Consider the following 12,780-nt stretch of genomic DNA (forward strand, 5'->3'; position numbering starts at 1 on the left):
CCAATTCAACGCCTGCAACACCTGATCGATGATCAACTGCGTAATCATCGTCTCGTGACGTCCGCCCAGCAGCGTCGGCGTGATGAAGAAGCCGATTGCGGTGACGAACACCATCAACGCCGAGGCAAACACCCCCGGCAGCGACAGCGGGAAGTACACCTTCCAGAACGCCGTGCCCGGACGCGCACCGAGCGTCGATGCCGCGCTCGGCAACCTCCGGTCGATGTTCTCCATCACTGAGAGCATCGTCATGATGGCGATCGGCATCAGCGCGTGCGTCATGCCTACGATCACTGCCGGCAGGTTGTACAGCAACCCCAGCGGCGAATCGACCAGCCCGAGGTGCTTGAGCACCCAGTTGAACACGCCATTACGCCCGAGCAGCACCACCCATGCAAACGTCCGCACCAGAAAGCTGGTCCAGAACGACAGCAGCACCCAGTACAGCAACCGGTTCTTGCGCTCGCGCGTAGCGGCCGAGATCAGGTACGCGACCGGATAGCCCACCAGCACCGAGAAGAAGGTCGTGAGCAGCGATACCTTCATCGTCACCCACAGCACTTCCACATACACCGACGAGGCGAACAGCCGCTTGTACTCGGCCATCGTGAAGCCGCTCCGATTGTGAATACTCAGCAGCAGCAATTGTCCGACCGGATAGATCAGGAACACTGTGAGCAGCACGATCACGGGTGCAGCCATCGCAGCCACGCGCAGCTTGCGGCTCAGGCGCGGGTTGCGCACCTTGCGCGGCGCGGTGCGATCGTTCTGCGCGGTCATGGCGGAAGGGTTCATCGGCTCACCCCGCGATGGCGACGGCATCGGCGGGCGACCACGACAGCGTCAGCGTCTGGCCGATCTCATAGCGCGCCCCGAGCCGGTCGGTCGGGAACGACGCCACCAGTTCAGCGGCCTCCGCGTTCTGCTGCTGGCGCTGCATGTACAGCTTGGTCATGCCGCCGGTCACCATGATGTCGGTGAGCTTGGCGGACATCGTTTCTGCGCCCGCTTCAGCATGACCGTTCACCCGCAGGTTCTGCGGACGCAGCATCAGCTTCACCGGCTTGCCCGATTGCACTTGCGCGTCATAGACCATCGCGCTGCCTTTGTCGATACCTTGCATCGCGAGGCGCACCTGATCGCCTTCACGTGACGTGACTTGTGCATCCAGCAGGTTCGATTCACCGAGGAAATCCGCCACGAACACATTCTTCGGACGGAAGTACAAGTCAGCAGGCGTACCGAGTTGCGCGATCTTGCCCGCATCCATCAAACAGATGCGATCCGACATCGTCATCGCTTCTTCCTGATCGTGCGTCACGTAGATGATCGTCGTGCCCAGATCCCGGTGAATGCGCTTGATCTCCAGTTGCATGTGATCGCGCAGCTTCTTGTCGAGGGCGCCGAGCGGCTCGTCCATCAGGATGATCGAGGGCCGGTACACCATGCAGCGCGCCAGCGCGATGCGCTGCTGCTGCCCGCCCGAGAGTTCACGCGGATAGCGTCCCGCCACGTGCGGCAGATGCACCATCTCCAGCGCCTCGGCGACGCGCTTCCTGGCGCTCGCCGCATCGACCTTGCGCATTTGCAACGGGAACGCGATGTTCTCCGCCACCGTCATGTGCGGGAACAGCGCGTAGTTCTGAAACACCATGCCGATGTCGCGGTCGTACGGCGCGCCGTCGGTGACGTCGACGCCATTGATGCGGATCGAGCCGCCGTCCGCTTGCGCAAGGCCCGCGATGAGGCTCAGCAGCGTGGTCTTGCCCGAGCCGCTCGGGCCCAGCAGCGTCAGGAACTCGCCCTGCGCGACGTCGAGATCGGTCGGCGCGAGCGCGACGAAGTCGCCATAACGCTTGCACAGACCGCTGATCTGGAGATTGATGGTTGCCATACAGGTCACTTCCTTGAACAAAAACTCAGCGCGCTGTTTCGAAGATGTCCAGTTGCCGGACGAGTTCTTCACGCAGTCGCGCTGTCAAATCAGGCGCCGAATTTACGAGCGGCGCCAGCACACGGGTCGAATCGATGCCGAGCACATCCAGCACCGTCTTCAGCGGGCCAGGATTGCATTCGGCGAACATCAGTTGCATCAGCGGGATCAGCGTGCGATGCAGCGCGAGCGCGTCGTCGATCTTGCGTTCGTCGGCGAGACGCCAGATGCGCTGCCATGCCGTGGGCAGATACGCCGCCGTCACCAGCATGCCGCCGCGCGCGCCGGCCGCGACGTGCATCGGGAACAGCGAGTCCTCGCCGCTCAACACCGAGAACGATGCATCCACGCCCGCGACCGTCTGCAGGAAGTGCCACATGTCCGTGTTGCACGCCTTCATGCCGATGATGTTCTCGTGCTTCGACAGTTCATGCAACACAACGGGATCGATGGCCACGCGCGTCCGGTACGGGATCTCGTAGATCATGATGGGCAGCGGCGCTGCATCGGCATAGCGCAGGAAGTAATCGCGGATGCCGGCCTGTGTCGGATTCGTGTAGTACGGCGTCAGCACGAGCAGCGCATCTGCGCCGGCCGCAGCGAGTTCCTTGCCCGACTCGATGGCATCGTGATAGCCCGCGTCGAGCACGCCCGCGATCACCGGAACGCGGCCGGCCGCTTCGCTCGCCGTGGTTTCGATCATGCGCACGCGTTCGCGCTGCGACAGGCCGCCATATTCCCCAGTGCCGCCGAGCGCCAGGAATCCGTCCACGCCCTGGCCCAGCAGATAACGTATCAGCTTCCGCGCGGCGTGTTCGTCGATGCGGTCGTCGTCATCGACCGGAGAAGGGATTACGGAAAAAATGCCGCGCAATGCGTGTGCAGTGAGCATCGAAACAGGTCCTTGAAAAGCAGTTCAGCGTCGTGCCGTTCCCCTCAGGGAAGCAGACGCCCCGGATTGAAAAGATTGCGCGGGTCCAGCGCGTGCTTGATGGTACGCATCAGCGCCAGCTCAGCGGGGTCCTTGTATTTCGCCATCGCGGGCAGTCCGGTCTGGCCGATGCCATGCTCCGCGCTGAACGTGCCGCCCAATTCGAACGCCACGTCGTTGACGCAGGCGCGCAACGCACTCGCAGTCGCATCGCGGTCGGCGAGCGCGTTCCAGCGCTCGAACGTGAAGAACGGCACGAAGTGCGCGTTGCCGTCGCCCATGTGCGCGACCACCAGCACGTCGAGGCCGGGCTCGATGGCATGCACCGCCGCCGTCGCCCGCGCGATGAACTCGGGCACCGCCGATACCGGCACCGCGCAATCCGTGACGAGCCCCATGCCGCCCTTCTTGTTCGCCTCCGACACGCTGTGCCGCACTTCCCACAGCGCCATGCGCTGCGCTTCGCTCGACGCGAGCACCGCGTCCTCGACCAGTTCTTCCTCGACGGCCCATTCGAGCGTGGCCTGCATCAGCGCGGCAATTGCGTCGCCCGATTCGACATCCGACAGTTCGACGAGCACGTTCCACGCGCGCAGCGTATCGAACGGATTGCGCCGGTCCGGCACATGCCGCAGCACGAGATCGAGCTGCGTGGCGTTGATCATTTCAAATGCGGTGAGGCGGTCGCTGCACACCTGCTGGAAGCGCCCGAGAATGCGCACGGCGGCGGCGGGATCAACGGGCGCGAACCACGCGATCTCGCGATGCGTCGGCAGCGGATGCAGCTTGAGCGACGCCGCCGTGATGACGCCCAGCGTGCCCTCCGCGCCGATGAACAACTGCTTGAGGTCATAGCCGGTATTGTCCTTGCGCAGCGCGCGCAGGCCGTTCCAGATGGTGCCGTCCGGCAGCACGACTTCGAGACCCAGCACGTTCTCGCGCGTGTTGCCATAGCGCAGCACACCCGTGCCGCCCGCGTTCGTGGAGAGATTGCCGCCGATCTGGCACGAGCCTTCGGCGCCCAGACTGACTGGATAAAGCCGCCCGTGACTCGCGGCGGTTTCCTGCACGGTTTGCAGCACGCAGCCTGCTTCCACCGTCATCGAGCCGTTCACGATGTCGACGCCGCGAATGCGCCGCATGCGCGACAGACTGACCACGACCGGCGCGATGCCGTCGGCGCGCGGCACGGCGCCCGCGCAGAGGCTCGTGTTGCCGCCCTGCGGCACCACCGGCACGCCGTGTTCGGCGCACAGCCTGACGACCTGCGACACGGCTTCCGTGTTCGCGGGCAACACGACACACAGCGCCGGGCCGCGATGTCGTCCGCGCCAGTCCTCGACGAAGCCATCCATGTCAGCCGCCGACGTGAGCACGCCGTCATCGCCCAGGATCGCCTTCAGGCGGCTCACCATGAGGTCCGCATCCACCATCGTTCGTTCCGTTCGAAAAGAAGCGCCGCCCACAAACCGGAGCGGCGCGGGTTGTCATGCGCCGATGCTTACTTCAGCACCCAGTCGTTGAAGCGTTCCATCGCCTTGTCCTGATTCGCCTGCCAGAAAGCCGGATCGATCTGCAAGGCGTTCTTCATGTTCTCCGGATAGCCGGGACAGTTGCGCGCCAGTTCGGGCTTCAGCATCGCGTACGCTTCGGGCTGCGTCGGGCCGGCCGGGAACCAGTCGACCAGCGCCGCCTGGATCTTCGGGTCCGAAGCGAAGCGGATGAACTCGCGGCAGGCATCGAGATTCGGCGTGCCCTTCAGGATGGTCCAGTTATCGAAGCTGGAGATGTTCTGGTTCCACACGATCCGGTACGGCGCGCCATGCGCAATCGCTGACTGCGCCCGCGACACCCATGTGCTCACCATGTCGATCTCGCTCGAATTGAGCATCTGCTCCACCTGCGCGCCCGTGGTCCACCACACGTCCACGTGCTTCGACACTTTGTCGAGACTCTTGAAGGCGCGGTCGAAGTCGCAGGGATAGACCTTCGGAGTCGGCACGCCGTCGGCCATCAAGGCTTCTTCCAGCGTGTCGAACGGCGACTTGCGTAACGCACGCCGGCCGGGGAAATCCTTGACGTTCCAGAAATCCGCCCACGACGACGGCGCCTTGCGGCCCTTGAACGCGTCGATGCGATACGCCAGCACCGTGCTATAGACATCGGACCCGACGCCATACGGCGACATGTACTGCTTGGAGATCTTCGCGATGACCGGGTCCGATTCCAGACCGTGCTTCTCCAGATACACCTTGCCGCCCGTGGTGAGCATCAGCACCGCGGGCTGGCTGAGCTTCGCCATGTCCCACGTGTAGCTGCCGGTTTCCACCATGCTCCGGACCTGCGCGGTCGGGTCCGCGTTGGCCTGCACGCCGATCACCTCGATGCCGGTCTTCTCCGTGAACGGCTTGTAGAGCAGCGCGGCATAGGCGCGCGAATAGACGCCGCCATCGTCGCGCACCACGATGCGCTTGCTCGCCGCGCGTGCGGGCGTCCACACGAACGGGAACGCGGTGATCGCTGCGCCCGCGAGCGCCTGCTTGATGACGGCGCGGCGGCTGAATTGAAGAGGTCCGTCGTTGCGTTGTTGTTCGTCTTCCAATTTTTCCTCTCTGCGTGGTTCCGGGCCCGGACCCTGCCCGGACCCGCACGGATGATTCCGGACTTAGAAACGATGACGCAGCGACAAGCGCAGCGCGAACTGATGGTTGCTCGCCGAGGGCGTCTGCCCATTGATGGCCGCGACGGCGGACTGGCCGTACGAATCGGTGCCGCTCGCGCGCTGATACACGCCGATCGCATAGACATCGGTACGCTTCGACAACAGGTAATCCGCGCCTACGCCGACCTGGTTGTAATGCGCCGCGACGCGATCGTTCGCGCCGCTGGAACGCACGTACTCGTACACCACGCCGCCGAGCAGCGAGGGCGTGGCCTGCAACGTGTAGCTCGCCTCGACCGTGTCGAACTTGCCGGTGCCGCCATAGCCGAGGGTGTTCGGACCGTCGCCGGCTTCGAGATGCTTGAACTGCACGTTGTTGTAGTTCAGCGCCACCGACGAAGCGCCGAACTTGTACGACGCACCCGTCGCGATGACCTGATAGGTCTGCGCCGAGCTGTAGCCGCCGAAGATCGGATTCGATTGCGCGGCCGTCGCCGAGCCGAACGAACCCATGTTGTTGCTGGTCGCGGCGGTGCCGGAAGACGGGTTGGTGCCGAAGAACGAATAGTTCGGATCGCGCGCGTTCAGGTAGGCCGCGCCGATCGACAACGGTCCACGCGAGAAGCCGAGGCCCAGCGAGTAGACCTGGTTACGTCCGGTGCTGCCGGCCACGCCGCCGAGGCTATAGAGGCCGCCGAACGAGAAGCCGCCGTAGTCCTTGCTGCGGAACTTGACGGAGTTGTTGACGCGCCGGCTGTTGCCCTGGTTGTCGATATCGCCCGGCTGGCTGGCGGGATAGCCGCCCCACATCGCGACCGTCGAATACGGCTGCACGAAGTCCACCACCGAGTCGTACTGACGGCCGGCGGTTGCGGTGCCGTAAGGCGTCGTGAGTCCGACGAAGGCCTGCCGTCCGAACTCCGCGCCGCCCTGGCCGAGCGTGCCGCTCTGGATGTTGAAGCCGTTCTCCAGCGTGGCGATGGCGCCATAGCCGCCGCCCAGGTCTTCCTTCACGCGCAGGCCCCAGCGGCTGCCGCTGATGCCGCCCGAACCGCCGTCCTGCATGTTGAATTGCGACGCGCCCTTGAGCGCGCCGTTCGCGCGTCCGGTCTGCGCGTTGCTGGTGTAGTTGATGCCGACATCGATGACGCCATAGAGCGTGACACTGCTTTGCGCGGCGCAGGGAACCGCGACGGCCAACGACGAGAGGGTCGCCCCTGCCAACAAGCTTCTTTTCATTATGTACGTCTACCCGGTTGCTTTTCGATGATCGCGGGGAACGAGGATGATGCGAGAGGCGCGTGCCGTGTATCTCGTTGTCCCCGCGCGCTGAGCCGGCCGGCTGACCGGACTGGAAGCGACTATCCGAAAACGCAAAACCAGCGTCAAACTACGAATATTCACCAAGTCTTGTTGTTTCTTCATCCTAAGACGCGGACGAACGAAGGCGCCGGGCATGACGCCCGGCGCCCTCTCTTGCCATCAGCTTTGACTTGCTCCGAGCAACGCCTCGCGCGCACGCGCAAGCCGCGCTGCCGCTTCGCCTATCTCGCCGATGCCCGGCGCAGCGAACGACAGACGGAACGCGGCGGCATCGATGTGATCGGCATAGAAAGCCTTGCCCGGCACGAACAGCACCTTCTGCGCGATTGCATGCTGCAGCAGTTCCGATGAATCGACACCCTCCATGCGCGCCCAGACGAACATCCCGCCTTCAGGCCGCTGGAATTGCAGCGCGCCGGCGAGATGCGCATCGAGCGCATCGCACAGGGCCTCGCACTTGCGCCGATACTGCTCCGCGATGCGCGGCAAGTGTTCCGTCAGCGCGCCCTGGGCGAGATACGCGGCGGCGATCGCCTGCATCCACGGCGCGCTGCACAGATCGGCCGTCTGCTTGGCGACCGTACAGCGCCGCACGATATCCGCGGGCGCGACGGTCCAGCCAATCCGTATCCCCGGCGCCACCACCTTCGACAGACTGCCGAAGTACACGACGCGCTCACGTCCACCGTCGATGTCCTGCGCCACCTTCAGCAGCGACGGCAAGGCCTCGCCTGCAAAACGCAGGTCGGCATAAGGTTCGTCTTCAACGATGATGAAGCCATGCTTCACCGACAGTTCGACAAGCGCGCGGCGACGTTCGAGCGACAGCGTTGCGCCGGTCGGATTGGCGAACGTCGGCACGGTGTAGAGCAGCTTCGGACGTCCCGCCTCGCCGCTTTCGAGCATCGCCGCGAGCCGCGCGACATCCAGCCCTTGCGCATCCACCGGCACCGTCACGATGCGCGCCTGCTGCATCTTCAGCGCCTGCAACGTGGCGGGATACGCAGGCTGTTCGGTGAGCACGGCATCGCCGGGTGCGACCAGCACGCGCAGCAACAGATCGAAGCCCTGTTGCGAGCCGGTCGTGACCATCAATTGATCCGCAGGCACCGTCACGCCGCGTTGCTGCATGAGCTGCGCGAGCGCGTCCTTGAGCTCGGGCAGGCCATCGGTGGGACCGTATTGCAGGCAGCGCGCGGGCTGCGTCCACGCCTGTGCGGCGGCGCGCTGCAAGCCGTCGGTATCGAACAGGTCGCTCGCCGGATAGCCGCCCGCGAGCGAGATCATCCCCGGCTCGCCGAGATACTTGAACAACTCGCGGATCGGCGAGCCGCCGGGGTTCCGGAACGGCTCAGTGAAGTCGTACATCATGATGGCTCCGGAACGCGCGGCTTATTCGATCGAAAAGTCGATGCCCTGGGCCAGCGGCAACGCGGACGAATAGTTGACCGTGTTGGTGGCACGGCGCATGTAGCCCTTCCACGCATCGGAGCCAGACTCGCGGCCGCCGCCGGTTTCCTTCTCGCCGCCGAACGCGCCGCCGATCTCCGCGCCGCTCGGCCCGATGTTCACGTTGGCAATGCCGCAATCGCTGCCCGAATCCGAGAGGAAGCGTTCGGCCTCGCGCAGGTCGGTCGTGAACACGCACGACGACAGACCATGCGATGCCGCATTGTTCGCTTCGATCGCTTCGCTGAATTCGCGGTACTTCATCACGTAGAGAATCGGCGCGAAGGTTTCCTTCAGCATCACCGCGGTCTGCGACGGCATCTCGACGATGGCCGGACGCACGTAGTAACCGTTCTCGAGACCCGTCACGACATGACGCTCGCCGCCCGTCACCGTGCCGCCTTCGTCCTTCGCCTGTGCAAGCGCGGCCTGCATGCGCTCGAACGATTGCGCGTCGATCAGCGGGCCCATCAGCGTGCCGGCCGTGAGCGGATCGCCGATGGCCACCTTGCTGTAAAGCGTCTTCAGGCGCGCGACGGTCTGCTCATACACGCTCTCGTGCACGAACAGGCGGCGCAGCGTCGTGCAGCGCTGGCCCGCCGTGCCGACTGCCGAGAACAGGATGCCGCGCAGCGCGAGTTCGCTGTCGGCGGTGCCGGTCACGATGCCCGCGTTGTTGCCGCCGAGTTCGAGGATCGAGCGGCCGAAGCGCTTCGCCACCTCGATGCCGACCGTGCGGCCCATCTCCGTGCTGCCCGTCGCGCTGACGACCGACGAGCGCGGGTCCGCGACGAGTTGCGCACCGATCTCGCGGCCGCCGTTGATGACGCACGTGAGGCCCTTGGGTGCATCGCCGAATTCGGCGAGCGCGTCTTCGAGAATGCGGTCGACGGCAAGCGCGGTCAGCGGCGTCTTCTCCGACGGCTTCCAGATCACGGCATTGCCGCACACGAGCGCGAGCGCCGCGTTCCACGACCACACGGCCGCCGGGAAGTTGAACGCCGAGATCACGGTGCAGACGCCGAGCGGATGCCACGATTCCGCCATGCGATGGCCGGGACGCTCCGACGCGATGGTCAGGCCGTACAGCTGGCGCGAGAGACCGACCGCGAAGTCGCAGATGTCGATCATTTCCTGCACTTCGCCCATGCCTTCCTGAAGGATCTTTCCGGTCTCCAGGGTGATGATGCGTCCGAGCGCCTCCTTCTTATCGCGCAGCTTGTTGCCGAGCAGGCGCACGAGTTCGCCGCGGCGCGGCGCGGGCACGTTGCGCCAGGCTTCGCTGGCGGTCTTCGCGGCGGCGAGCGCGGCATCGGCTTGCGCTTGCGTGTGGCTCTTCACATGGCCGACAACGGCGCCGTCGATCGGCGAGCGCACGACGATATCGCCTTCTTCGGCCAGACGCGCGATGCCCAGATCGGAAAGAATGGTGGAAGCTTTCAAGGATGGATCTCCAGTGGAACTGGCCCGATTGTGCGAGTGCGCGCAACCGGGCTCAAGCGAGTTAATTGCAGGACTTGATGCGCTTCATGCATCAAGCGATGTGAGTTCGCGCTGTGGCGCCGGCTTGCGCGTGCCGTGCTGCAGCGCGCGTTGCAGCAGTTGCGCGACATGCAGCGTGTGACGCTGTGCGCCGTGTGCGATCTGCTCGCGGCAACTGAAGCCGTTGGTGACGATCAGCGTGTCCTGCTGCGCCGCGCGCACGAGCGGCAACAGCTTGTCTTCGCCGATCTTCATCGAGAGCTCGTAATGGTCCGCGTTGAAGCCGAACGAACCGGCCATGCCGCAGCAGCCGGTATCGAGCAGCTTCCAGCGCACGCCGAGTCGCCCGAGCAGCGCGGTTTCCTTCTTCATGCCGAACAGCGCCTTCTGGTGACAATGGCCGTGCAGCAGCACGTCGGCGTCGAGGGTCGGCCAGTCGAAGTCGGCATCGGCAACGAAGTCCGAGAACATGAAGGTCTGGCGCGCCAGTTGATGTGCGAGCGGATCGTCGGGATGCTGCTTGACCAGTTCGTCACGGAACACCGACAGGCAGCCCGGCTCCAGACCAACCAAGGGCGTGCCCGCGCGGATCTCGTCGGCGAAGGTGTCGAGCACCTCGCGCAGCATCGCGCGCGCTTCGTCGAGCAAGCCGTAGTCGTACAGCGGACGGCCGCAGCACAGACGCTTCTTCGGCAGCACGACCTCATAGCCCAGCGCGGCCAGCACGTCGCTTGCGGCATGCGCCACGTCGGGCGTGAAGTGGTCGTTGAAGGTATCGACCCAGAAGAGCACCTTGCGCGTCGGCTTCGCGGCCTTGCGATGACCTTGCGTCGCCGCCGTCGCACGGAAGGTGCGCGGCGCGAACACCGGCAGCGCGCGATCCTTCGCCACGCCGGCGATCCATTTGCTCACCGGCGCCAGTGGCCGGAACGAAGTCGCGAGATTGGCGAGCCACGGCGCGCGCGCGGCGAATGGCGCCCACTGCCCGATGCGCCCCATGAACCACGCCTGACGCGGACGCCGCCTGCGGGCATAGTGATGCGACAGGAATTCGGCCTTGTACGAGGCCATGTCGGTATGCGTCGGACAGTCGCTGCGGCAGCCCTTGCACGCCAGACACGTGTCCAGCGCTTCCTTGACTTCGACGCTGTCCCAGCCGTCCTTGATGACGTCGCCCTGCAGCATCTCCCACAGCAGATGCGCACGACCGCGCGTCGACTGGCGCTCCTCGCGGCTGCCGCGAAAGCTCGGGCACATCGTGCCGCCATCGAGCGAGCGGCATTTGCCCATGCCGATGCAGCGCTCCACCGCGCGCTGCATGCCGTCGCCTTCGGGGCTGCGGAAGGTGAGCTTCGTCTGCAACTGCACGGGCTTGTACGCGGGGCCCATGCGCAGGTTTTCGTCGGCACGATAGGCGTTCACGACCTTGCCCGGATTCAGGCGCTGCGCCGGATCCCAGATGGCCTTGAACTGCTCCATCGCAGAGATGATGTCGGGGCTGTACATGATCGGCAGGAACTCGGCCTTGGCCTGGCCGTCGCCATGTTCGCCCGACAGCGAGCCGCCGAATTCCACGACCAGTTCCGCCGCCTCGCGCAGGAAGCGCCGCCACACCAGCACGCCTTCCGCGCTGCGCAGATCGAAGGTGATGCGCGCGTGCACGCAGCCATCGCCGAAATGGCCGTACAGGCAGGTCTCATAGCCATGACGGTCCACAAGTGCCTGGAAGCGCCGCAGATAATCGCCGAGGCGCAGCGGATCCACCGCCGCATCCTCCCAGCCGATGATCGGATCCGGCTTCGACGGATCCACCGACAACGCCACCGCCGACGCACCCGTTTCGCGAATCGACCAGATCAGCGCCTGCTTCGCTTTCTCCTCGACGACGAAACCGGTCACGCCCTTGCCGCCCGCGCCGGACAGGAAGAACGCGCGCGCTTCCTCGGCCTGCGCGCGAGCTTCGGCGGGCGTATCGGCGCCGAATTCGAGCACGACCCACGCGTCGCCTTCCGGCAGCAGCGCGATTTCATCGGCCTTGAGGCCACGCGCCTGCAAGCCGCGAATGATGCCGCGATCCAGCCCTTCGATAGCAATGGGACCAAAGCGCTCGAAATGCGCGACGCCATCCGCCGCGACGAAGATATCCGCGAAGCCGAGCACGAGGATCACGCGGCTCGCCGGACTGTGCACGAGCCGCACCTTCGCGCGCAGCGTCACTGCGCACGTGCCTTCCGTGCCCACCAGCGCCCGCGCGACGTTGAAGCCGTTCTCCGGCAGCAGTTGATCGAGATTGAAGCCGGACACGCGGCGGCGGATCTGCGGAAACTCGCGACGGATTGCGTCGGCGTAGCGGTCGCGCAGATCGCGCAACTGCCGATAGATCTCGCCCTGCCGCCCGCCGTCCGCGATGATGCGGTCGAGCTCATCGGGCGACGTCGGACCGGTCCAGAAGCGCGCGCCGTCATACGTGAGCACTTCCAGCGCCTCGACGTTCTCGGCGGTCTTGCCCGCCATCACCGAATGCGCGCCGCACGAGTTGTTGGCGATCATGCCGCCGAGCGTGCAGCGGCTGTGCGTCGCCGGGTCCGGGCCGAACGTCAGGCCATGCGCGCCCGCCGCATCGCGCAGCGTGTCGCAGATCACGCCTGGCTCGACGATCGCCGTGCGCGCTTCGGGATCGATCGACACGACCCGGTTCACGTACTTGCTCGCGTCGGCCACCACCGCGACGTTCACGCACTGCCCGTTCTGCGACGTGCCGCCGCCGCGCGTCAGGAACGGCACGTCATGCTGACGGCACAGTTCGAGCGCGCGCGCGAGGTCATCGACATCGCGCGGCACCACGACGCCCAGCGGCACCTGCCGGTAATTGGACGCATCCGACGCATAGAGCGCCTTCGCGCCGGCATCGAAGCGCACTTCGCCGCGCAACGCGGCCGCGAGGTCGCGCTGCAGCGACTGCAACTGGGCGGCATCCGCCGCATACGGCTGCGCGCTCAC

9 protein-coding genes are annotated in these 12,780 nt (G+C 65.4%); all 9 read right to left on the reverse strand.

Features of this window, described 5'->3' with window-relative positions; genetic code table 11:
* Nucleotides 1-702, reverse strand: a 702-nt coding sequence (locus QCE83_RS34755; RefSeq protein ID WP_309821438.1) for an ABC transporter permease, incomplete at its 3' end; no start/stop codon positions are given.
* Between the two features lie 97 nt (nucleotides 703-799).
* The gene (locus tag QCE83_RS34760) at nucleotides 800-1,894 is read right to left on the reverse strand and encodes an ABC transporter ATP-binding protein (protein WP_309821401.1); all 1,095 of its coding nucleotides are present in this window, start codon (nucleotides 1,892-1,894) and stop codon (nucleotides 800-802) included.
* 25 nt (nucleotides 1,895-1,919) lie between these two features.
* On the reverse strand, nucleotides 1,920-2,825 hold the full coding sequence (gene dapA, locus QCE83_RS34765) for a 4-hydroxy-tetrahydrodipicolinate synthase (protein ID WP_309821403.1): 906 nt from the start codon (nucleotides 2,823-2,825) through the stop codon (nucleotides 1,920-1,922).
* Nucleotides 2,826-2,869: 44 nt separating this feature from the next.
* A complete protein-coding gene (locus QCE83_RS34770) occupies nucleotides 2,870-4,297 on the reverse strand; it encodes an FAD-binding oxidoreductase (RefSeq protein ID WP_309821405.1) in 1,428 nt (475 codons plus the stop codon).
* Between the two features lie 68 nt (nucleotides 4,298-4,365).
* Nucleotides 4,366-5,466: an ABC transporter substrate-binding protein gene (locus QCE83_RS34775; protein WP_309821406.1), complete on the reverse strand. Its 1,101-nt coding sequence runs from the start codon at nucleotides 5,464-5,466 to the stop codon at nucleotides 4,366-4,368.
* Between the two features lie 63 nt (nucleotides 5,467-5,529).
* Nucleotides 5,530-6,750, reverse strand: coding sequence for a porin (locus QCE83_RS34780; protein ID WP_404986232.1), 1,221 nt, complete (start codon nucleotides 6,748-6,750; stop codon nucleotides 5,530-5,532).
* A 258-nt stretch (nucleotides 6,751-7,008) separates the two neighbouring features.
* On the reverse strand, nucleotides 7,009-8,217 hold the full coding sequence (locus tag QCE83_RS34785) for a PLP-dependent aminotransferase family protein (protein ID WP_309821440.1): 1,209 nt from the start codon (nucleotides 8,215-8,217) through the stop codon (nucleotides 7,009-7,011).
* A 24-nt stretch (nucleotides 8,218-8,241) separates the two neighbouring features.
* Nucleotides 8,242-9,741, reverse strand: a complete 1,500-nt coding sequence (locus tag QCE83_RS34790; protein ID WP_309821410.1) for an aldehyde dehydrogenase family protein — start codon at nucleotides 9,739-9,741, stop codon at nucleotides 8,242-8,244.
* 84 nt (nucleotides 9,742-9,825) lie between these two features.
* The gene (locus QCE83_RS34795) at nucleotides 9,826-12,780 is read right to left on the reverse strand and encodes an FAD-linked oxidase C-terminal domain-containing protein (protein WP_309821411.1); all 2,955 of its coding nucleotides are present in this window, start codon (nucleotides 12,778-12,780) and stop codon (nucleotides 9,826-9,828) included.

Origin of the sequence: Caballeronia sp. LZ034LL (assembly GCF_031451215.1) — a bacterium.
GTDB lineage: Bacteria > Pseudomonadota > Gammaproteobacteria > Burkholderiales > Burkholderiaceae > Caballeronia.